The 22,180-nt window shown below is 60.2% G+C and carries 21 protein-coding genes; 6 read left to right on the top strand and 15 right to left on the bottom strand.

The genetic code is table 11. From position 1 onward, the window contains the following. Positions 1–160: 160 nt before the first annotated feature. Positions 161–352, bottom strand: coding sequence for a CsbD family protein (locus EIY71_RS20630; protein ID WP_102687273.1), 192 nt, complete (start codon positions 350–352; stop codon positions 161–163). Between the two features lie 197 nt (positions 353–549). Between EIY71_RS20630 and EIY71_RS20625 the strand changes: the two genes are divergently transcribed. Beyond that, positions 550–927: a hypothetical protein gene (locus EIY71_RS20625; RefSeq protein WP_007951149.1), complete on the top strand. Its 378-nt coding sequence runs from the start codon at positions 550–552 to the stop codon at positions 925–927. A 239-nt stretch (positions 928–1,166) separates the two neighbouring features. Here the strand turns inward: EIY71_RS20625 and fadD1 are convergent, their stop codons facing one another. Continuing rightward, entirely contained in the window at positions 1,167–2,864 is a 1,698-nt protein-coding gene (gene fadD1, locus EIY71_RS20620; protein ID WP_064598913.1) for a long-chain-fatty-acid--CoA ligase FadD1, read from the bottom strand. A 347-nt stretch (positions 2,865–3,211) separates the two neighbouring features. After that, the gene (fadD2, locus tag EIY71_RS20615; protein ID WP_085745177.1) at positions 3,212–4,900 is read right to left on the bottom strand and encodes a long-chain-fatty-acid--CoA ligase FadD2; all 1,689 of its coding nucleotides are present in this window, start codon (positions 4,898–4,900) and stop codon (positions 3,212–3,214) included. 248 nt (positions 4,901–5,148) lie between these two features. Between fadD2 and EIY71_RS20610 the strand changes: the two genes are divergently transcribed. Continuing rightward, complete coding sequence (locus EIY71_RS20610; RefSeq protein ID WP_102717279.1) at positions 5,149–6,093, top strand: alpha/beta hydrolase; 945 nt, start codon at positions 5,149–5,151, stop codon at positions 6,091–6,093. A 42-nt stretch (positions 6,094–6,135) separates the two neighbouring features. Next, entirely contained in the window at positions 6,136–6,606 is a 471-nt protein-coding gene (locus EIY71_RS20605; protein WP_134022922.1) for a MaoC family dehydratase, read from the top strand. A 69-nt stretch (positions 6,607–6,675) separates the two neighbouring features. Here the strand turns inward: EIY71_RS20605 and EIY71_RS20600 are convergent, their stop codons facing one another. Then, entirely contained in the window at positions 6,676–7,143 is a 468-nt protein-coding gene (locus tag EIY71_RS20600) for a PA2169 family four-helix-bundle protein (RefSeq protein ID WP_007951153.1), read from the bottom strand. A gap of 206 nt (positions 7,144–7,349) precedes the next feature. Between EIY71_RS20600 and EIY71_RS20595 the strand changes: the two genes are divergently transcribed. Together EIY71_RS20595 and EIY71_RS20590 are read left to right on the top strand one after the other, a co-directional pair. Next, complete coding sequence (locus EIY71_RS20595) at positions 7,350–7,586, top strand: DUF3820 family protein (RefSeq protein ID WP_003213031.1); 237 nt, start codon at positions 7,350–7,352, stop codon at positions 7,584–7,586. Positions 7,587–7,616: 30 nt separating this feature from the next. Beyond that, a complete protein-coding gene (locus EIY71_RS20590; RefSeq protein ID WP_134022920.1) occupies positions 7,617–8,798 on the top strand; it encodes an aminotransferase class V-fold PLP-dependent enzyme in 1,182 nt (393 codons plus the stop codon). On the opposite strand, the gene EIY71_RS20585 is transcribed toward EIY71_RS20590, so the two are convergent. The 4 genes from EIY71_RS20585 to zwf all read right to left on the bottom strand — a co-directional run bounded on the left by EIY71_RS20585 (position 8,795) and on the right by zwf (position 12,532). Further along, positions 8,795–9,511: an intradiol ring-cleavage dioxygenase gene (locus EIY71_RS20585; RefSeq protein WP_085745180.1), complete on the bottom strand. Its 717-nt coding sequence runs from the start codon at positions 9,509–9,511 to the stop codon at positions 8,795–8,797. The genes EIY71_RS20590 and EIY71_RS20585 overlap by 4 nt on opposite strands. Before the next feature lie 171 nt (positions 9,512–9,682). Continuing rightward, positions 9,683–10,348 (bottom strand): bifunctional 4-hydroxy-2-oxoglutarate aldolase/2-dehydro-3-deoxy-phosphogluconate aldolase, encoded by a 666-nt coding sequence (locus tag EIY71_RS20580; RefSeq protein WP_064383724.1) that lies wholly within the window; start codon positions 10,346–10,348, stop codon positions 9,683–9,685. A 17-nt stretch (positions 10,349–10,365) separates the two neighbouring features. Continuing rightward, positions 10,366–11,079: a 6-phosphogluconolactonase gene (gene pgl / locus EIY71_RS20575; RefSeq protein ID WP_085606568.1), complete on the bottom strand. Its 714-nt coding sequence runs from the start codon at positions 11,077–11,079 to the stop codon at positions 10,366–10,368. Then, positions 11,066–12,532 carry a glucose-6-phosphate dehydrogenase gene (zwf, locus tag EIY71_RS20570; RefSeq protein WP_011335604.1) on the bottom strand — a complete coding sequence of 489 codons (1,467 nt, stop codon included), beginning with the start codon at positions 12,530–12,532 and terminating at the stop codon, positions 11,066–11,068. The genes pgl and zwf overlap by 14 nt, the downstream gene beginning before the upstream one ends. Before the next feature lie 226 nt (positions 12,533–12,758). Between zwf and EIY71_RS20565 the strand changes: the two genes are divergently transcribed. After that, positions 12,759–13,619: a MurR/RpiR family transcriptional regulator gene (locus EIY71_RS20565; RefSeq protein WP_169842436.1), complete on the top strand. Its 861-nt coding sequence runs from the start codon at positions 12,759–12,761 to the stop codon at positions 13,617–13,619. A 207-nt stretch (positions 13,620–13,826) separates the two neighbouring features. Here EIY71_RS20565 and EIY71_RS20560 read toward each other — a convergent pair whose 3' ends face one another. The 7 genes from EIY71_RS20560 to EIY71_RS20530 all read right to left on the bottom strand — a co-directional run bounded on the left by EIY71_RS20560 (position 13,827) and on the right by EIY71_RS20530 (position 21,975). Further along, positions 13,827–14,681: a D-hexose-6-phosphate mutarotase gene (locus tag EIY71_RS20560; protein ID WP_134022918.1), complete on the bottom strand. Its 855-nt coding sequence runs from the start codon at positions 14,679–14,681 to the stop codon at positions 13,827–13,829. A gap of 116 nt (positions 14,682–14,797) precedes the next feature. Beyond that, the gene (locus tag EIY71_RS20555; protein WP_085745182.1) at positions 14,798–16,144 is read right to left on the bottom strand and encodes a carbohydrate porin; all 1,347 of its coding nucleotides are present in this window, start codon (positions 16,142–16,144) and stop codon (positions 14,798–14,800) included. A gap of 132 nt (positions 16,145–16,276) precedes the next feature. Beyond that, positions 16,277–17,437 (bottom strand): ABC transporter ATP-binding protein, encoded by a 1,161-nt coding sequence (locus tag EIY71_RS20550; protein ID WP_085606573.1) that lies wholly within the window; start codon positions 17,435–17,437, stop codon positions 16,277–16,279. 2 nt (positions 17,438–17,439) lie between these two features. Beyond that, a complete protein-coding gene (locus EIY71_RS20545; protein WP_007951164.1) occupies positions 17,440–18,285 on the bottom strand; it encodes a carbohydrate ABC transporter permease in 846 nt (281 codons plus the stop codon). Then, positions 18,278–19,186, bottom strand: coding sequence for a carbohydrate ABC transporter permease (locus EIY71_RS20540; protein WP_007951166.1), 909 nt, complete (start codon positions 19,184–19,186; stop codon positions 18,278–18,280). The genes EIY71_RS20545 and EIY71_RS20540 overlap by 8 nt, the downstream gene beginning before the upstream one ends. A 109-nt stretch (positions 19,187–19,295) precedes the next feature. Beyond that, on the bottom strand, positions 19,296–20,597 hold the full coding sequence (locus tag EIY71_RS20535; RefSeq protein ID WP_007951167.1) for an ABC transporter substrate-binding protein: 1,302 nt from the start codon (positions 20,595–20,597) through the stop codon (positions 19,296–19,298). A 118-nt stretch (positions 20,598–20,715) separates the two neighbouring features. Then, positions 20,716–21,975 (bottom strand): AGE family epimerase/isomerase, encoded by a 1,260-nt coding sequence (locus EIY71_RS20530; RefSeq protein WP_134022916.1) that lies wholly within the window; start codon positions 21,973–21,975, stop codon positions 20,716–20,718. Positions 21,976–22,180: the final 205 nt, after the last annotated feature.

Genomic DNA, 22,180 nt, shown 5'->3' with positions numbered 1-22,180 from the left:
GCAAAACAGGTTGAAGTCGTGGCGACTCAGGGGCCGTTTTTCTCTCATCAAAGTAGCTTACTTGGCGACTTTGAAACACTGTGATCCGTGACCGCATATGAACGGGACACGAAAACGGCCATCCTTGGATGGCCGCTTCGTTGTTTCGTTCAAGGCTCTATCAAGCCTTGTCGACGCCTTTCTTGACCGCGTCCTTGGCTTTGCCCACCGCTTGCTGGGCCTCGCCTTTCTTCTCTTGCACTTTACCTTCGGCCTGCAGTTTGGTGTTGTCGGTGGCTTTGCCGACACCTTGCTTGATGTTGCCGACGGCTTCGTTGGCCATGCCTTTCACTTTATCGCTCGTGCTACCCATGGTGATTCTCCTTGGAACATTAACGGGGAAAGTCAGTACGTAATGATTGACTGGCCCGGTTTGCGCCAAGTTTCATTTATTTTCACGGCTTCATTTCGTCGCGGCGTGCAGGTTGGGCTTTATGTTTGCGAGCGTACCCACGAGAATGCCCACCATAAGGGCGCCATGCGCCACAGAACCGATCCCGCAGGAATGTTATGAAACTCGATAAAAAGCAGGCCATCGCCCGTCGCAACCAGGAACTGGGCGGTGCCGTGCTCGGCACCAACAACTGCCACTTCGCCGAACTGAACCGCAACCGCAACATCTGGTGGTTCGACTTGCCGGTGTCGCGCCTGGCCATCGGTCAGTACGAGTGGATTCACCTGTTGATGCACACCCCGGCCACCGACGAACTGCTGCACCTGAAAGTGCCGACCGTGTTTCTGCGCGAAAAGCTCGAAGGCCTGGTGATCCGCAATGAAGGCAAACGCAAGGCAGCCCTGAGCCTGGAACTGAGCGCCGACAAGGACTCGTACCTGCAGGACATGCGCCCGGCGGGCACCAATGTGAACTTCGCGCCGTTCCGCCAGTAAGATTTCGGGGGCCCCTCCCCCCTCACCCTAGCCCTCTCCCAGAGGGAGAGGGGACCGACCGAGGTGATTGGACAAGGTACGTCGACCTGAGATATCGAGCCGAACTCGGGTTTTGAACAGCCCCCCCCGATCGGCTCCCTCTCCCTCGGGAGAGGGCTGGGGTGAGGGGCAGGTTCACCGCATAATCCAGGCCCTGCTCTGCACCAACAAAAAGCCCCGCATCTGCGGGGCTTTCTGTTTTATGCGGCGCTCTTCGCCTTGATCTTCTTCAGCTCTTCGTCGCGCAACTCGCGACGCAGGATTTTGCCGACGTTGGTGGTCGGCAGCGCATCGCGGAATTCAACGGAACGCGGCACCTTGTAGCCGGTGACATTGGCGCGCATGTGCTCCATCACCTGTTCCTTGGTCAGCGTGACACCCGGTTTGGCGACGATGAAGATCTTGATCGCCTCGCCGGACTTCTCGTCCGGAACGCCGATGGCTGCGCACTGCAACACGCCCGGCAGGGCCGCCAGCACGTCTTCCAGTTCGTTCGGATACACGTTGAAACCGGACACCAGAATCATGTCTTTCTTGCGATCGACGATGCGCATGTAGCCGTCCGGCTGGATCAGCGCGATGTCACCGGTTTTCAGCCAGCCTTCGCTGTCGAGCATTTCATCGGTGGCTTCCTGACGCTGCCAGTAACCCTTCATCACTTGCGGGCCCTTGACGCACAGCTCGCCGATTTCGCCCAGCGGCTGCTCGACACCGGCGTCGTCAATGACTTTGCACAGGGTCGACGGCACCGGAATGCCGATGGTGCCGATCTGGATGTTCTGGATCGGGTTGACCGTGGCCACCGGGCTGGTTTCGGTCATGCCGTAACCTTCGCAGATCGGGCAACCGGTGACCGCTTTCCAGCGCTCGGCCGCGGCCAGTTGCAGGGCCATGCCGCCGGACAGGGTGACTTTCAGCGCCGAGAAATCCAGCTTGCGGAAACCTTCGTTGTTGCACAGGGCCACGAACAGCGTGTTGAGGCCGACGAAACCGCTGAACTTCCACTTCGACAGCTCCTTGACCATCGCCGGCAGGTCGCGCGGGTTGCTGATCAGGATGTTGTGGTTGCCGATCAGCATCATCGCCATGCAATGAAAGGTGAACGCATAGATGTGGTACAGCGGCAGCGGGGTGATCAGGATCTCGCAACCTTCATTGAGGTTGGAGCCCATCAGCGCCTTGCACTGCAGCATGTTGGCGACGAGGTTGCGATGGGTGAGCATCGCGCCCTTGGCCACGCCGGTGGTGCCGCCGGTGTATTGCAGCACCGCGACGTCGCCGCTGTCCGGGTTGGCTTCGGCGACCGGCTGGCCCTGGCCCTTGCTCAGCACGTCGTTGAACTTGACGGCTTTTGGCAGGTGATAGGCCGGAACCATTTTCTTCACGTACTTGATGACGCTGTTGATCAGCAGGCGCTTGATCGGCGGCAGCAGGTCGGCGACTTCGGTGACGATGACGTGCTTGACGCCGGTTTTCGGCACCACGGCTTCGGCCAGGTGCGCCATGTTCGCCAGGCACACCAGCGCCTTGGCACCGGAGTCGTTGAATTGGTGTTCCATTTCCCGCGCGGTATACAGCGGGTTGGTGTTGACCACGATCAGCCCGGCGCGAATGGCACCGAAGACGGCGACCGGGTACTGCAACACATTGGGCAGTTGCACGGCGATTCGATCACCGGGCTGCAAATCGGTATGCTGTTGCAGATAAGCGGCAAACGCACCGGACAACTCGTACAGTTCACCGTAGGTGATGGTCTTGCCCAGGTTGCTGAACGCCGGTTTGTCGGCGAAGCGTTGGCAGGATTGCTTCAACACTGCCTGAATATTCGGGTACTCGTCTGGATTGATGTCGGCAGCAATTCCAGCGGGGTACTTATCCTTCCAAAAGTCTTCGATCATGGAAGCCCACTCCTCAGCAACGCGAATTCAGCACCGCATTTGATGCGATTATTATTGGTGTTTGTTTATTGGTGAGTCTGGCTTTTTACAAGGCCGAGAAGTCACAAAGCGCGCCGAGAGTAGCAGCTTTGCCAAGGGTCGACTAGAGCCAAAAGCGGCCCCTACAGTCATTTTAATGACTCAAGAACTACTGGCAGTCATTTTAGAGCAAAAATCCTATAACACCTTGAAAGTCCCGGTTTTCGGGGACAACGTCGCGGATAGAAAGCGAAAATCGCAGCCTCCCCTAGCTTGAGGTAGCCGCCAGAGACTGCGATCTTTCGTACTCAACGGGTACGCATCACCGATCAGGCGATATCGCGCAACTCTCTGCGCAGGATTTTCCCGACAGGCGTCATCGGCAACGACTCACGCAGCACGATGTGTTTCGGCACCTTGTACGCCGTGAAATTCTCTTTGCAGTAAGCCTTCAGCTCTTCCAGGCTCACCCCGGTTTCCCGCGCCACCACAAACAGCTTCACCGCCTCACCGGAACGCTCATCCGGCACGCCGATCACTGCGCAGTTGGCGACTTTCGGGTGAGCCATCACCACATCTTCGATTTCGTTCGGGTACACGTTGAAACCCGAGACGATGATCATGTCCTTCTTGCGGTCGACGATGCGCACGAAACCGTCCGGGTCGATTACCGCGATGTCGCCGGACTTGAACCAGCCCTCGGCATCCAGCACTTCGGCGGTGGCTTCGGGTTTCTGCCAATAACCCTTCATGATCTGCGGGCCCTTGATGCACAGCTCGCCGCGCTCGCCCAAAGGCTGCTCGACGCCGTCGTCATTGATGACTTTCAATCGGGTGCCCGGCACCGGCAGGCCGACCGTGCCGATCCGCGACAGCTCGCCGTACGGGTTGGTGCAGGCCACCGGCGAGGTTTCTGTCAGACCGTAGCCTTCGGTGATCCGGCAACCGGTGATCTGCTCCCAGCGCTCGGCGGTGGCCTTGACCAGCGCGGTGCCGCCGGAGTTGGTGAGCTTGAGGGTGGAGAAGTCCAGTGTCTTGAAGTCCGGATGATCCATCAGCGCGACAAACAGCGTGTTCAGCCCCAGCAGCGCCGAGAACTTCCAGTTCTTCAGCTCCTTGATGAAGCCGCCGATGTCACGCGGGTTGGTGATCAGTACGTTGTGATTGCCCGACACCATCATGCACATGCAATTCGCGGTGAACGCATAGATGTGGTACAGCGGCAGCGGCGCGATCATCACCTCCTGCCCTTCGCGCAACAACGGCTGGCCGTCGCTGCCGAACTGACCGAGACAGGCACGCACCTGCTGCATGTTCGCCACCAGATTGCCGTGGGTCAGCATCGCGCCCTTGGCCAGGCCGGTGGTGCCGCCGGTGTATTGCAGAACGGCGATGTCATCCAGGCCGACCTTCAACGGCTTGATGCCCAGGCCCCGGCCCATGCGCAACGCGCTCTTGAAGGAAATCGCCTGGGGCAGCGAATACGCCGGGACCATTTTCTTCACTTTGCTGACCACGGTGTTGACCAGCCAGCCCTTGGCGGTGGGCATCAGGTCGCCCATCTTCGCTTCGATCAGGTACTGAATGTCGGTGTCCGGCAGCACTTCCTGAACCTTCTGACCGAACATGTTCAGGTACACCAGCGCCCGGGCGCCGGAGTCCTTGAACTGGTGACGCATCTCCCGCGCGGTGTACAGCGGGTTGGTGTTGACGACGATCAGCCCGGCACGCAAGGCGCCGAACACGGCAATCGGATAATGCAGGACGTTGGGCATCTGCACCGCAATGCGATCCCCCGGCGCCAGGTCGGTGTGGGCTTGCAGATAACCGGCGAACGCGGCGCTCTGGCGCTCCAGCTCGGCATAGGTCAGGGTCACGCCCATGTTGCTGAACGCCGGGCGATCAGCGAATTTCTTGCAGGAACGCTCGAACACCTCGATCACCGACTTGAATTCACCCGCGTCGATGTCCAGGGGTACGCCCGCCGGGCGTTTGTCATTCCAGAAATCAGGTTGCATTGTTCTTGTCCTCTTTACCTGAGCCGATCCGGGGCCGCTTCGCTGTCATTTCTTTCTGTCCCTGAAAAAGTCGAGAGCAAAAAGCGGGGCTTCACGGACACTAGCAGCTATGGTCAATCAGGCAAATATGGGCAAGGTCGTCATTGATCGTGTGAATCTTCCTGCCGTGGCGTGAGCTGATCGGACGCGCTATACAATGCAACCTCTGCACGACGCTTGAGCAAAAACAGGCCGCAAAAGGAATCGCCATGATCCACGACACCTTCTGGCTGGACGCGAGTGACCGCAGCCGCCTCTTCGTCAACCTGTGGCTGCCGAACGCGCCGCTGAAGGCGGTGATCCTGCTGGCTCACGGCATGGCGGAACACAGTGCCCGCTATGCAAGGCTGGCAGAAGCATTCTGTGCTGAAGGCTACGGCGTGTACGCGCCCGACCAGCGCGGCCATGGCAAAACCGCCGATCATGGGACGCTGGGGCATTTCGCCGATGACGATGGCTGGTGCAAGGTGGTCGGTGATCTCGCGAGCCTCAACCAGTTCCTCGGCCAGCGCCATCCGGGGGTGCCGATCGTGCTGCTCGGGCACAGCATGGGCAGTTACATCGCTCAGGCTTATCTACTGCATCACAGCGCCAGCCTGCATGGCGCGATTCTCAGCGGCTCGAATTTCCAGCCGGTTGCGCTGTATCGCGCGGCCCGGCAGATCGCCCGGTTTGAAAAGCTGCGCCAGGGCGCCAAGGGTCGCAGCGCGCTGATCGAATGGCTGTCGTTCGGCTCGTTCAACAATAAATTCAAACCGGCGCGCACCGCGTTTGACTGGCTGAGTCGCGACCCGGCCGAGGTCGACAAGTACGCCACCGACCCGCTGTGTGGCTTTCGCTGCACCAATCAACTATGGATCGACTTGCTCGGCGGGTTGCAGCAAATCAGCAAAGCGTCCAATCTCGCCCAGATCGATCCGGGCCTGCCGCTGCTGGTGATCGGCGGCGAATGTGATCCGGTGAGCGAAGGCAAGCGTCTGACTGATCTGGCCAACGCCTTGCGCGCGGCCGGCAGCCAGAACCTGCAACTCAAGATCTACCCGCAGGCGCGGCACGAATTGTTCAACGAGAGCAACCGCGACGAAGTGACCGCCGATGTGCTGGTCTGGATCGACCAGGCCCTGAGCCATCGCCGGCCGCACCGCAGCGAATAATTTTTTGTGGATTCATTTCATCCGTCACAGGAATTCAGACCCATGACCCAGGTTACCAATATCCCTTACGAAGTCCTCGAAGTGGGCCAGACCGCGAGCTACAGCAAGACTGTCGAGGAACGCGACATTCAGCTGTTCGCCGCGATGTCCGGCGACCACAACCCGGTGCACCTGGACGCCGAGTTCGCCGCCGCCAGCATGTTCAAGGAACGCATCGCCCACGGCATGTTCAGCGGCGCGCTGATCAGTGCGGCAGTGGCTTGCGAGCTGCCAGGACCGGGCACCATTTATATCGGCCAGCAGATGAGCTTCCAGAAGCCGGTGAAGATCGGCGACACCCTGACCGTGCGCCTGGAAATCCTCGAGAAACTGCCGAAGTTCCGCGTGCGCATCGCCACTCGCGTATTCAACCAGCGCGATGAGCTGGTAGTAGATGGCGAGGCCGAAATTCTGGCGCCGCGCAAGCAGCAGACTGTTACCCTGCCGACGTTGCCGGCCATCAGCATCGGCTGATCGTCCTCGGTTAAATCCGGACACAAAAAAACGCCAGACCAGCTGGCGTTTTTTGTGGGCTTCGAACGCTTACGAGCGTGCGCGAGCCTGGTTACGCAGCGCCTTCACCTGATCGTGATTGCGTTGTACGCCGTGGTACTGGCGTTCGACCAGATCACGAATGCCGACCAGGTTGTGCTTGTTGATCTTCTCGATCGCTTCACGATAAGCCTTCAGGGCGTGGTCTTCACCGCGCTCGGCTTCGTTGAGCACCGCTTCTTCATCTTTGCCGGTGAACATCGCTTTGACGTCGACCCAGCGACGGTGCAAATCACCGCTGACACTGGTCGAGGTTTCCGGATCGCCACCCATCGAACGCACCGCGGCTTGCAGCTCGGCCGCAGCCGTTGCGCAATCGGCGGAGCGTTTCACGAACAGGGTTTTCAGCTCTGGGTGCTTGATGTCTTCAGCGCAGGTCTTGAACCCTTCCTGACCGTCCTTGCTGGTTTCGATCAGGTCGTTGAGGACGGAGATGGCTTCTTTATTCATGTCAGTCATTTTTTCAATTCCTTGCGTGGGTGAAAGATGCAAGGAGTATTGCAGTGGTCATGCCAGCTTTTCGAAAAGAAATTAATCGTTAATTTTCAATAACTTATAAATAAAACGAAAATCTGTATGCCTGTTATTTGCATGATCTGTCATTTGGCCTGCATGCAGAATGCCTGTATTTTCCGAAGTGTTTTCAAAGCCAGACGATTCCAACGATGAACCCTGAAAAGCTCGAACTGCTGATCACCCGCGAAATGCCCTTCGGCAAATACAAGGGCCGGATCATTGCCGACCTGCCGGGCCCCTACCTGAACTGGTTTGCCCGGGAAGGATTTCCCCATGGCGAACTGGGCGGGCTGTTGGCGTTGATGCAGGAAATCGATCACAACGGCCTGTCGGAACTGCTCGAACCGCTGCGCGCCAAACACGGCAAACCTGCCCCACGCCACTAAGGCGTCACCCTGATCCGAGTCGAGTCGACCATGCCCGATAACACCCGCCGTGCCCGAGACGAAGCCTTCTGGCAAACCTTCGCTGACCGTTACGACCGCCACCCCGGCCCGGTGAATCTGGAGAATGGCTACTTCGGGCGCATGTCGCGCACGGTGGTCGAGGAGTACCAGCGCAACATCGAGCTGATCAACAACAGCAACTCGATCTACGTGCGACAGCGTTTCGAGCAGCACGACAGCCTCGACATCCGCGCGCAACTGGCCGAGCTGATCGGCGTCCGCGCGCAAAGCGTGGCGTTCACCCACAACGCCACTGCCGGCCTGCAATCGCTGATCCGCAACTACAACCGTCTGCAGCCTGGCGACCAGGTGCTGATCTGCGATCTGGAGTACGACACGGTCAAGGGCGCCATGCGCTGGCTGGCAAAGCATCGCGGGGTCGAGGTGATCGAGATCGAGCACGCCCACCCCGCCACCTTCGACAGCCTGCTGGCGACTTACCGCGAAGCCTTCATCCGCTATCCGAAGCTCAAGCTGATGGCGCTGACCCACGTCACCCACCGCACCGGGCTGGTGATGCCGGTGCAGGCCATTGCGTCGCTGGCCAAGGAGCACGGCGTCGATATCATCCTCGATGGCGCCCATGCCCTTGGTCAGATCGAGTTCGACCTGGAAGCGCTCGGCATCGCCTTCGCCGGGTACAACCTGCACAAGTGGATCGGCTCGCCGCTGACCCTCGGCTTTATCTACATCGCTCCACAGCGCCTGGCCGACATCGATCCGGACATGGGCGAGATGCATTTTTCGGCTGGCGACATCCGTTCGCGCACGCCTTACAGCACGCCGAACATTCCGGCGCTGATGACCTTGCCACTGGTGTTCGAGGAACACCGCGCACTGGGTGGCGCGGCCGCCAAAGGCGCGCGGGTGAATTACCTGCGCAACCTGTGGGTCAGCGCCGTGCGTAACCTGCCGGGCATCGAAGTCACGACCCCGGACGATCCGCGCCTGTACTGCGGCATCACCTCTCTGCGCTTTACCCGTCATGCGGACCAGCAGGCGATGGTCGAACGCCTGCTCAACGACTACGATCTGTTCACTGTCGTGCGCAACGGCGCAGCCTGCGGGCCGTGCATCCGTGTCACGCCGTCGCTGACCACCACGGCGGCGGAGATTCAGTCGCTGATTCAGGCGCTGAACGAACTGCGTTAAACCGTGTACTTGTCGAAGTCCTCGGGCTTGATCTGCGACGACACAGCAAAGGTGTCGATGCCGATCGTGAGGTGGCCGAAGTAACCGTCCTCGTGCGAATCGCGGCTGATCGGCCACACCGTCAGGGTCGACTCTTCACCGCCCATGTTGGCGTAATAGGCATCGTCGGTGTTGCACACCGGCAGCGAGCTGCGCCCGCGATAGGCCTTGGCATTGAGCACGCCACGGGACACCATCTCCGGAAAATAAAGCTGCCCGACCCAGGCCACGTTGCGCTCCTCGAGGTACTCATTGCCGGCAACGATGCGTACCGCCACGTGAATGTGCAGCGCTCGCCCGGCATAGAAACCCGGATAGATCGTGGTGAAGCGCACCCTGCCCTTGTGGTCGCTGAACTGGCCGCCGCGCAGATAGGTGTCGTCGTCGGTTCGCGGGATCGCGCCAATGTCCTCGACGTCGACTTCCAGATCCGGGTTCACCCGACTCCAGCCGGAATACGCGCCGCGTGCGTTGCAGTGCCAGATATCCACCAGCGCACCGCTGACCGGCTCGGCGGTCATGGCATCGACGATGGTCAGGCGCAGCAACAGCGGCAGGCCTTCGGCGCCTTCACTGATGTTGCGGCGCAGCAGTTTGGGATTGCGGAAATACGGCCCGGCGACTTGCTCGGGGGCCAGTTGATAAACCGATGGAGCTGAAGGCTGGTTATCCATGACGCGTTCTCTCTTCCTTAAGATGAACGCAGGTTAACGCCACGCGCGCAGCCAGGTGCGGTAACTATGTATCTCAAGATAACGAAGTTTTTTACGGGCAAAAAAAAACGGTGCACCGACCAAGCGCACCGTAAAGCCGTAGAACACACAACGAAGTGTCGGGTGAAGCGATCAGTCCAGCAGCGCCAAAGCCTCAGCGGTGCATTCCTGAATACGGGCCCAGTCGCCGTTCTTGATCCACTCAGGATCGAGCATCCAGCTACCGCCCACGCACATGACGTTTTTCAGCGCCATGTAGCTCTTGATGTTGGCAGGGCCGACGCCGCCAGTCGGGCAGAATTTCACTTCGCCGAACGGGCCGCCGAGGGCCTTGATCGCTGCCACGCCACCGCTGACTTCAGCCGGGAACAGCTTGAAGCGGCGATAACCCAGGCCATAACCTTCCATGATGCCGGAGGCATTGCTGATGCCCGGCAGCAGCGGGATCGGGCTTTCGACGCTGGCTTCCAGCAGGTCACGGGTGATGCCCGGAGTGACGATGAATTGCGAACCGGCGGCTTCGGCCGCAGCCAGCATGTTGCGGTCGAGCACGGTGCCGGCACCGGTCACCAGTTCCGGGCGCTGTTCGCGCAGGATCTGGATCGCCTTGAGGCCGAACTGCGAACGCAGGGTCACTTCCAGCGCGGTCAGACCACCGGCGGCCAGGGCGTCGGCCAGCGGCAGCACGTCCTGTTCACGGGCGATGGTAATCACCGGCAGGATCCGCGCCTTGGCGCAGAGGCTGTCGATCAGGGCAACTTTGTCCGCCATGGAAACGGTCGGGGATGGGGTTTTCATAGCGGCTGTTCCTTGGCTCATGGGCACCAGTAAATCTCTAACGTAGGTTGCAGAAACGCGCGAACCGGCATGGCGGCGACGTCGTTGGATGCCAGTGCGGCATTCAGGGTGGTCAGTTTCGACTGACCGGAAATCGACAGAATCTTGTGCCTCGCCGACGCCAGCAGTGCGCGGCTCATGGTCAGGCGCTGACGCGGCACGCTTGGCGCGAGCATCGGCCAGCAGCGACGGGTGCCGTCGGCTTGCAGGGCTTCGGCCAGGTTCGGGCTGTCCGGGAACAGCGACGCGGTGTGACCGTCATCGCCCATGCCCAACACCAGCACGTCGATGGGCGGCAACTCGGCGAGCAAACGATCGGCCTGCTCCGCAGCCTGCTCGACGTTGGCCGCCGCGCTGTAGAGGCTGAGGAACTGCGCCTTGGCCGCCGGGCCCTTGAGCAGATACTGCTTGAGCAGACCGGCATTGCTGTCGGCATGTTCGACCGGTACCCAGCGCTCGTCGGCCAGGGTCACGACGACCTTCGACCAGTCCAGTTCCTGCTTGGCCAGGTGCTGGAAAAACGCCACCGGGCTACGGCCGCCGGACACCACCAACACGGCGTTGCCACGTGCCGCCAGCGCTTCGCTCAATTGCTTGGCGACATTCAGCGCCAGGCCTTCGGCGAGCAGCACCGGGCTCTTGAATTCGCGGGCATTCACGCCCTCGGGCAGTTTCACATCAGATATCGCCATACCACGACCTCCCGTCCCGCGTGATCAAAGCAATGGAGCTCATCGGCCCCCACGACCCGGCCGCATACGGCTTGGGCGCGTCACCGGATTTTTTCCACCCGGCGATCAGCTGGTCACACCATTTCCACGCGGCTTCGATTTCATCTTTACGGACAAACAGGTTCTGATTGCCGTTCATCACTTCCAGCAACAACCGCTCGTAGGCATCGGGGATCCGAGCGCTGCGCCAGGTGTCGGAAAAATTCAGTTGCAGCGGGCCGCTGCGCAGTTGCATGCCCTTGTCCAGGCCTTGCTCTTTGGTCATCACGCGCAAGGAAATACCTTCGTCCGGTTGCAGGCGGATGATCAGTTTGTTGCTGATCTGCAGGCGCTGCTCGGGGGCGAAGATGTAGTGCGACGGTTCCTTGAAGTGGATGACGATCTGCGACAGTTTTTGCGGCATGCGCTTGCCGGTACGCAGGTAGAACGGCACGCCGGCCCAGCGCCAGTTGCGGATGTCGGCACGCAGGGCAACGAAGGTTTCGGTATCGCTCTGGGCGTTGGAATTCGGCTCTTCAAGGTAGCCCGGCACGGACTTGCCTTCGCTGTGCCCGGCGATGTACTGGCCGCGCACCACTTGCGTGGTCAGGCCTTCCGGACTGATCGGCGCCAGGGCTTTGAGCACTTTCACTTTTTCATCACGGATGCTGTCGGCGGACAGGTCGGCCGGCGGGTCCATGGCGATCAGGCAGAGCAGTTGCAGCAGGTGGTTCTGGATCATGTCCCGCAGCTGACCGGCCTTGTCGAAGTAACCCCAGCGGCCTTCGATGCCGACCTTCTCGGCCACGGTGATTTCCACGTGGGAGATGTAGTTCTGGTTCCACTGGGTTTCGAACAGGCTGTTGGCGAAACGCAGGGCGATCAGGTTCTGAACGGTTTCTTTGCCCAGGTAGTGGTCGATGCGGTAGGTGCGGTTCTCCGGGAAGAACTGCGCCACGGCGTCGTTGACCTTGCGCGAGGATTCCAGGTCGGAACCGATCGGCTTTTCCAGCACCACGCGGGTGTTTTCCGCCAGACCGACGTTCGCCAGGTTCTCGCAGATCGCGCCGTACACCGCCGCCGGGGTGGCGAAGTAGGCAATCATGCGTTGCGTGCTGCCGGCCAGTTCGGCCAGCGCCACATAATCTTCAGCCTTGAGGAAGTCGACGTGCAGGTAGGTCAGACGCGCCAGAAAGCGCTCGGCCACGGCCTCGTCCAGTTCCTTGCCCACGTAACGGCGCAACTCGGCGGCGATGAACGCCAGGTGCTGCTGCTCGGTGCCCGCCTCACGGGCCAGTGCGATAATGCGCGTGTCCTCGTGCAGCAGGCCGGCGCCATCAAGGTGATAAAGGGCAGGAAACAGCTTGCGCAGGGCCAGATCGCCCAAGGCGCCGAACAAGGCGAAGGTGCACGGTTCAACCGTAATCGAAGGCATGATGTTTGTTCTTTTATCAAGTTAAGCTACAAATACCTTTTTTCAAGGCATCACTCAAGGGAAAATGTAGTAATAACCACAACATTTTCGCAAAATACAGATTCCGAGTGGTGGTCGGTCGGAGCCATCAGTAGGATAGGCCACCGTCACGGGCCACATCAAAGGCCCAATTTGCATAGCCGCGCGCTTATCGGCGCCGGTGAATCTAGGAATTCTTATGGACCGCGTGCGAAATTTACTGGAACAGATCCAGAGTCGCCTTGAAGAGCTGAACAAGGCCGAACGCAAAGTCGCCGAAGTGATCCTGCTCAACCCACAGCAGGCCACCCGCTTCAGCATCGCCGCCCTCGCCCAGGCGGCGTCGGTCAGTGAACCGACGGTCAACCGTTTCTGCCGTTCGTTCGGCGTCAGCGGCTACCCCGAACTCAAGCTGCAACTGGCCCAGAGCCTGGCCAGCGGCGCGGCGTATGTCAGCCGCGCAGTAGAAGCCGACGACAACCCCGAGGCCTACACGCAGAAGATTTTCGGCAGTGCGATCGCGTCGTTGGACAGCGCTTGCCAGGCGCTGGACCCGAACCTGATCAGCCGCGCCGTCGACCTGTTGATCCAGGCCCGGCAGATCCACTTCTTCGGCCTCGGCGCTTCGGCGCCGGTGGCGCTGGATGCGCAGCACAAGTTCTTCCGTTTCAACCTCGCGGTCACCGCCCACGCCGATGTGCTGATGCAGCGGATGATTGCCTCGGTGGCGCACACCGGCGAGCTGTTCGTGATCATTTCCTACACCGGCCGCACCCGCGAACTGGTGGAAGTGGCGCGCATCGCCCGGGAGAACGGCGCTTCGGTGCTGGGCCTGACGGCAGAGAATTCGCCACTGGCCAAGGCCAGTACGCTGAGCCTGAATATTCCGCTGCCGGAAGACACCGACATCTACATGCCGATGACCTCGCGGATCATTCAGTTGACCGTGCTGGATGTACTGGCGACGGGGATGACGCTGCGTCGCGGGGTGGATTTCCAGCCGCATCTGCGCAAGATCAAAGAGAGCTTGAATGCGAGCCGGTATCCGGTGGGTGACGAGTTCAACTGAAGATCAAAAGCCCCTCACCCTTACCCTCTCCCGGAGGGAGAGGGGACTGACCGAAGTGTCTTGCGCTATACATCGACTTGAAAGATTGGGTCGATTATGGATTCAAAGACATTCGTTCAATTCGGTGAATCTCTTGAATATCCCCCAATCGGTCCCCTCTCCCCCTGGGAGAGGGTTAGGGTGAGGGCAGCGGTCGAATTGACACACTCAAGCCCCAGCCCAAGCCTGCAAACTCAAATGCGCCTTCTCCCCCGGCGCCAGATGCAGGCTGTCGGTCCCGCCCGCCGCCGCTTCAACACAGACAAATTCCGAAATCTCATCCCAGCTCACACCCAGCAACGGCCGCGCACCCGGATGCCACACCACCGTGTCCGCGCTGTCACCGGTATCGATGCACAACTCGCGCTGCCAGGCGTGATCCTTGAGCTGTAATTCGCCGTCATGCTGAAACACCCGCTGACAGCCGCCATCAACCCGCAACTCGCCTTCCTGCTGACAAATCTCACGGTTCAACTGGTCGTAACCCTGCGCCCCTTCGAGCCCAGACAGCGCTATCTCACTCACATCGCCAATACGCCAGTAAGCGTGCAAAGCCTGGCTCAACTGGCACGGCATGTCGTCCTGATGCTCGGTGCTCAGGCGCAATTCCATGCGTTCACCGAGGTGCGCGTGCAGGTCCACCTGCCAGTCGCACAACTGCAATTGCCAATGCAGGCGCACGCCGTCATCGCCGGTGCTGCTGTCGAGCAGTTTCCAGTCCAGCAGTCGCGCCCAGCCATGGGACGGCCACGCGTTTTCGCTCGGGTGACGGCCATACCACGGCCAGCATACCGGCACGCCGCCGCGAATCGCGCCGACATGCGGCCATTTCGCCGCGCACCACAGCCACGGTTTCTGCCCGCGCGGCTGAAAGTGCAGCAACTGCGCACCCTGACGACTGAACACCGCCTGACACAGCGGATGATCGATCACCAGCACATCGCGCATCTGATAGCGCTCCCAGGCGAACACCGGTCGCTCGCGCAGGGATTTGAAGAAGCGTTGCAGCGGATGCTCATGCATGGGCCACGGTTCCAGATTCAACTTTCATGGGCTGCGACACCCCTGTCCAAAAAAAAGCGGACAGCCTTGGCTGTCCGCAAATATGCGCACATAGAGAGGAGCTTATCGCAGACGCGTCAGAACGTAGACTGAATTTTCAGGCCAGCGACCAAAGCGTTATCCACTTCATCCACACCGCCCGGATGAGTGATGTATTGCAGGTTCGGGCGTACGGTCAGCCAGTTGGTCACGTGGAAGCCGTAGTTGATCTCGTAGTTGTATTCGGTTTCACGAATCGGCGAGAACACCGGATTGTCGTAGTCCGAAACACCGTTGGCGACGTTGAGCAGTTCGGCGTTTTTCTTCACGTCATTGTTGACGTGAATACGTGCCGCACCGATACCGACGTCATCTTTCGGACGTGCGTCGAACGGGCCTTTGTACACAAACATCAAGGACTGGTAGTTGTCGATGAAGTTGGTGTCCTTGTCATGGAACGTGGCGTTGGCAGCGATGTTCAGACCACGGCTCTTGTCACCGTTGTGGCTGGTGAGTTGCTGTTGCGCAACGAACCAGTAACCGTGCTTGCTGCTGTGGGTGCGGTAGGCGTCACCAGTGGTCGCCGCGTCGAAACCGTTGACGTCTTCGCGAACGTCGTCGGCATCGGCCGTGCTCTTGTAGTAACCGACACGGTATTCGCCCGGCAGGCCGTTCGGGTTAGGCAACCAGACCAGCTCCACTGGCAACACGGTGCCTTTGGTGCCACTGCCGCTCAACTTGAAGCCGTTGCCGTGTTCCAGTTGCGACGGATTCTGGTTGTACGCACCGATCTGCGCGTAGAGCTCGTCGTTGATGTTGTATTTGACGCGAATGGCCGCCTGGCTGACCGGCCAGTTGTACCAGATGTTGGTCGCCCAGTTACCCACTTGCGAACCGCAGAACGCCAGGTTCTGGAACTCGCACGGGAAGGTGTTGAAGTCTTCGCCTTCGCCGAAGTAACCGGCCTTGATGTCGAGTTTGTTGTCGAAGAACTGATGTTTGATCCACAACTGGGTCAGACGCACCATGTGGCCACGACCGTAGACTTCCTGCGAGGAGCTCAGGGTGCCGGCACGCGGATCGCCAACGCGATCGTTGGAAATGTTGTAGCCGTTACGGTTGGTGAACTGGATCTTGGCCTGGGTGTTGTCCCAGCCCCACAGTTTTTGCAGATCCAGCGCCACGCCCAGACCGAACTGGTCGGCGTAACGCGCTGTCTTGTCGTCGTTGAAACCGCCGTGAAGGTTGCCGCCCACTTCACCGACGTAGTCCATCTTGATGTCGATACCCTGCTCGATCAGCTTGGTACGTTCGCCCCCCCAGTCCCCGGTCATCCACTCCGAATCGGAGCTGAACGCGTCAGCCGCGTGGACGCTACCGGCCAGCATCATTGCCGCAACTGCTGACAACTGGCCGATTCGCTGAGCGTTGTTGTTCTTCTTCATCCCTACATCCTCGTTTTATTGTTATTAACTGTTCTTCTTATTTAACGCGGTTTACATCTGATGCGGCGCGCGACAGGCCACGCACCGCGTGCTCCCTGCAGGAACGGGCGAACCCGCTCCCGCATTGGTTGATCAGCGACCCTTGAACTGGGCCACGTTGGCGCTGTGCGATTCGGTTTTCGGCAGGCCTGCAACCCCCAGGCGCTCACCGGACTTGGCGTCGAACAGCAGCACTTTCGACGGATCGAATTGCAGGGTCAGGGTTTCGCCCACCTGCGGCGCCACGTCCGGCGCCAGACGGCAGCAGACCTTGGTGTCGTTGAGGTTGACGAACACCAGGGTGTCCGGACCGGTCGGCTCGGTGACCTGCACTTCAGCCTTGATGCTCGGCAAGCCATTGCCCTCGCCGTAGGCCAGAGCAATCTGCTCCGGGCGCAGGCCGAGGATCACTTCGCGGTCTTCGAGTCCGGCGTCCTGCATCGCCATCGGCAATTCGCAACGGGCCTGGCCGCTGTCGAGCAGCGCCACCAGACGGCCGTCCTTGCGTTGCAGACGCAGCGGGATGAAGTTCATCGGCGGCGAACCGATAAAGCTCGCCACGAACAGGTTGGCCGGGTCGTTGTAGATCTCTTTCGGCGTACCGAACTGCTGGATGATCCCGTCCTTCATCACCGCCACTTTGTCGCCCAGGGTCATCGCTTCGATCTGGTCGTGGGTCACGTAGACCGTGGTGGTTTTCAGACGCTGGTGCATCAGTTTCATTTCGGTGCGCATCTCGACGCGCAGTTTGGCGTCGAGGTTGGACAGCGGTTCGTCGAACAGATAGATCTTCGGCCGACGCGCCAGGGCACGGCCCATCGCCACGCGCTGTTGCTGGCCGCCGGAGAGCTGACCCGGCTTGCGATTGAGCAGGTGCTCGATCTGCAGCAGCTTGGCCACGCGGGCGACTTCTTCGTCGATCGCCGACTGGCTCATCTTGCGGATCTTCAGACCGAACTCGATGTTCTCGCGCACGCTCATGGTCGGGTACAGCGCGTAGGACTGGAACACCATGGCGATGTCGCGATCTTTCGGGCTCATGCCGCTGACGTCCTGGTCACCGATCATGATCGCTCCGCCGGTGATGGTTTCCAGGCCGGCGATGCAGTTCATCAGGGTCGACTTGCCGCAGCCCGAGGGCCCGACGAGGATCAGGAACTCACCGTCCTTGATCGACAGTTCGATGTTCTTCAGGGTGTCCGGCAGGCCGGTACCGTAGGTCTTGTTTACATTGCGAAGTTCGAGCGTAGCCATGATTACCCCTTGACTGCGCCGGCCGTCAGCCCGCGCACGAAATACTTGCCTGCGACCACATAGACCAGCAGGGTCGGCAGCCCGGCGATCATCGCCGCCGCCATATCCACGTTGTATTCCTTGGCCCCGGTGCTGGTGTTGACCAGGTTGTTCAGCGCCACCGTGATCGGTTGCGAATCACCGCTGGAGAACACCACGCCGAACAGGAAGTCGTTCCAGATCTGGGTGAACTGCCAGATCAGGCAGACCATGATGATCGGAGTGGACATCGGCAGGATGATCTGGCGGAAGATCGTGAAGAACCCCGCGCCATCGAGACGCGCGGCCTTGATCAGCGCATCCGGAATGCTCACGTAGTAGTTACGGAAGAACAGCGTGGTGAACGCCAGACCGTAGACCACATGGATGAACACCAGGCCGGTAGTGGTGCTCGCCAGGCCCATCTTGCCGAGGGTGAACGACGCCGGCAGCAGCACGGTCTGGAACGGCAGGAAGCAGCCGAACAACAGCAGGCCGAAGAACAGCTGCGAACCGCGGAAGCGCCAGAACGACAGCACATAACCGTTCAACGCACCGATGGCGGTGGAGATGATCACGGCCGGAACGGTGATCTTGATCGAGTTCCAGAAGTAGCCGTCAACGGTGGCCCAGGCTTTCACCCAGCCGATGCCGCTGACCACGGTCGGCCAGCTCAGCAGGTTGCCGGTGGAGATGTCTTCCGGGGTCTTGAAGCTGGTCAGCAGCATGACCACCAGCGGTACCAGATACAGCAGGACCGCAAGGATCAGCACCGCGTAGATCGCGATGCGACTCAGGCTGATGGCCGGTTTGGAGGCGAGACTAGTCATGACGCTTGGTCCTCAGCTCGGAGTACAGGTAAGGCACGATGATCGCGAGGATCGCACCGAGCATCAGGATTGCACTGGCCGAGCCCATGCCCATCTGTCCACGGCTGAAGGTGAACGAGTACATGAACATCGCCGGCAAATCGGAGGAATAACCCGGGCCGCCGGCCGTCATGGCCGCCACCAGGTCGAAGCTCTTGATCGCGATGTGCGCCAGGATCATCACCGCACTGAAGAACACCGGACGCAGGCTTGGCAGCACAACCTTCCAGTAGATGCGCGGCATGCTCGCGCCGTCGATCTGGGCGGCACGAATGATCGATTGATCGACGCCACGCAGACCGGCGAGGAACATCGCCATGATGAAGCCCGAAGCCTGCCAGACCGCCGCGATCACCAGGCAATACACCACGCGATCCGGGTCGATCAGCCAGTCGAGACGGAAGCCTTCCCAGCCCCAGTCCCGCAGCAATTTGTCCAGGCCCATGCCCGGGTTGAGCAGCCATTTCCACGCAGTACCGGTGACGATCATCGAGAGCGCCATCGGGTACAGGTAAATGGTGCGGATAAAGCCTTCGCGACGGATTTTCTGGTCGAGGAAAATCGCCAGTGTCACGCCGATTACGAGGGTGATGCCGATGAACATGCCGCCGAACACGGCCAGGTTCTTGCTCGCCACCCACCAACGGTCGTTGTCGAACAGACGCTCGTATTGCGCCAGGCCTGCCCACTTGTAGTTCGGCAGGAAGGTCGACGTGGTGAACGACAGGACAAACGTCCAGAGGATATAGCCATAGAAGCCCACCAGAACGATGAACATGCTCGGCGCCAGCACCAGTTTCGGTAGCCAGCGCTGCAATGCGTCGAACGGCGAGGCCTTGCTGAACACAGCAACAGAACTCATGGGAAGATCCAATAAAAAAAGAGAAGAGCAGCTACGAGTTGAGAGCTGCAAGACCAGCAGAGCAGCGCTCTTGTCTCGCAGCTTGTAGCTCGCAGCTCGTCGCTACCGCTTACTTGGCAGCCTTGATGGCAGTGCCGAGTTTTTTGGCAGCGTCGGCCGGGTCGGCTTTCGGGTCGTTGATGTAGTTGGTCACGACATCAAAGAACGCACCCTGCACGGCCAGCGTGGTCGCCATGTTGTGCGCCATGCTCGGTTGCAGGCCGCCGTTCTTGGCGTCTGCCAGGAAGTCCTTGGCAGCGGTCTGGGCGCAGGAGTCGAAACCGTACTTGCCCATGTCGGCGAGCATGTCGTTACGCACCGGGATCGAGCCCTTGTTGATGCTGAAGACTTTCTGGAAGTTTTCACCCAGCACGACTTTGGCGATGTCCTGCTGACCGGCCGCGGTGCCCGCGTCCTTCTGCTTGAACACGGCCAGCGAGTCGATGTTGTAGGTGAACGCCTTGTCGGTGCCCGGGAAGGCTACGCACTCGTAGTCCTTGCCGGCGACTTTCTTGGCGGCGGTCCATTCGGACTTGGCCCAGTCACCCATGATCTGCATGCCGGCCTTGCCGTTGATGACCTTGGCCGCTTCCAGGTTCCAGTCCTGGCCTTTGCCGTCCTGGTCCATGTAGGTCGCGACTTTCTTCAGCTCGGTCAGGGCCTTGACCATTTCCGGGCCGGTCAGGGCAGCGTTGTCCAGGTCGACCAGGGCTTTCTTGTAACCATCAACGCCCATCACCGACAACACGACCGCTTCGAACACGGTGCTGTCCTGCCATGGCTGGCCGCCGTGAGCCAGCGGGATGAAGCCCGCCGCTTTCAGCTTGTCGCCGGCGGCGTAGAATTCTTCGAGGGTGGTCGGGGCTTTTTCGATACCGGCTTTCTTGAAGACTTCCGGGTTGATCCACAGCCAGTTCACGCGGTGAATGTTCACCGGGACGGCCACGTAATCACCTTCGAACTTCACGGTGTCGGAGACTTTCTTGTCGAGCAGGCTGTCCCACTTCTCGGACTTGGAAACGTCTTTCAGGACGTCAGTGTCGAGCAGACCGGTCGACGCCCATTCCTGGATGTCCGGGCCTTTGATCTGGGCAACGCCTGGCGGGTTGCCGGCTACCGCGCGGCTTTTCAGCACGGTCATGGCAGTCGCACCGCCACCACCGGCGACAGCGCCGTCTTTCCAGGTGAAACCGTCTTTCTCGACTTGTGCCTTGAGCACATCGACGGCAGCTTTTTCGCCACCGGACGTCCACCAATGCACGACTTCCACCGAACCTTTGGATTCGGCAGCGGAAACACTCAGGGGCAGCACGGCGAGCGGGAACAGGGAGGCGACAGAAATGACAGTAGCGAGGCGAGAAATCGCATTCATCTGAGATGTACCTTTCTTGTTGTTATGCATGCAAGTCTGGTGCTTGCGCTGCACACGAGTTTAAACAGAGCGTTTCCCCTCGCAGGTAACGAAGGGACGCGCGAATGTCACCACATGGTTACACAGGAACGCTTCGAGACAGGTGTGCCAGAGCACTGGCCATGCTCGGTGCCAGCGGCAGACGCGGAATCAGAACAGCCTGCCAAGCGTGGTACAGATCCGGTTTGCCCGCCCAGATATCGGCACTTGGGCGGTTTTGCGGGTCGAGTTCGTGATGCCAGCTGCCGTCGCAGCGGTCGATGAAATGCGTTTCGCAAAATTCCCAGAACAGGCGATACCAGGTTTCGTACTGCGCATCGCCGGTGCGTTTGAGCAAGGCACTGGCGGCCGCGCTGGCCTCGGCGTGGGTCCAGTGCAGGCGATGACGCACCACCGCTTTGTTGTTCCAGTCGAGGGTGTAGACGATGCCCGGCGCGCCATCGACGTCCCAGCCATGACGGCAGTTGTTCTCGAACAGCTTTTGCGCGTCAGTGGCCAGCCAGCCGGGCGTGAGCATGCCGGCCTGAACCCGCGCGGCTTCGAGGTGCAGCAACAGCCGCGCCCACTCGAAACCGTGGCCCGGCGTGGTGCCGTAGGGACGGAAACCGTCGGCAGGATTGTCATGGTTGTATTCACGCAGCGGCTGCCAGTCGCGGTCGAAATGTTCGATCACCAGGTAATCGTTGGCGGCAGCGTGACCGTGAATCACCCGCTCGACGATGCGTTGCGCACGCACCAGCCAGCGCGGGTCTTCGGTGACATCGGCCAGCGCAAGGAAGGCTTCGGTGGCGTGCATGTTGCTGTTGGCGCCGCGGTAGGCTTCTTCTTCGCGCCAGTCGCGATTGAAGAATTCGCGCATGGCGCCCTCTTCTTCGCTCCAGAAATACGTGTCGATGATGTCGACGGCGTCATCCAGCAACGCCTGCGCGCCGGGGCGTTGCGCGACCACCGCGGAACTCGCCGCGAGGGCGACGAAGGCGTGCAGATAGGCGTTTTTGCCGGTATTACCGTCACGGTGTTCAGCGACGGCGAACCAACCGCCGTGCAACGCATCGCGCAACGGGCCGCGCAGGGCCGCAATGCCGTGATCGACCAGTTCGGCGAATCCCGGCAGACCCTGAATGTGGGCCATGGCGAAGCTGTGGGTCATGCGTGCGGTGTTCATGGTTTCGGCTTGCGCGCCGGCCTGGAGCTGGCCGCGCTCATCGAGATTGCCGAAGCCTTCGGGCAATCGCGAAGCCTTGGCAAATGCCAGCAGGCGCAGGCCTTCGTCGGCGAGCCATTGCTGGTGGGCAGGGGCGTTCAGCCAACTGCTGAAGCCCGGATTGAAGTGATCCATGGGTGGCCTTTTTTGTTGTTATGACTGCGGGCAGTCTAAACAACGAGCCGGGAGGGGCTTGTAACGAAGGGGGCGGGTTTTGTCACCGATCGGTGACAAAAGAGCAACCCTCACCCCAGCCCTCTCCCGGAGGGAGAGGGAGCTGACCGAGGTGTCTGGCGTCATACATCGACCTGAAAAACCGAGTCGATTATGGATTCGGTAA

The sequence above is a fragment of the Pseudomonas sp. CH235 genome, from assembly GCF_004368175.1.
Taxonomy (GTDB): Bacteria; Pseudomonadota; Gammaproteobacteria; order Pseudomonadales; family Pseudomonadaceae; genus Aquipseudomonas; species Aquipseudomonas paraglycinae.
Note: the sequence above shows the minus strand (reverse complement) of the source record. Positions and strands in the feature narration are given on the sequence as shown.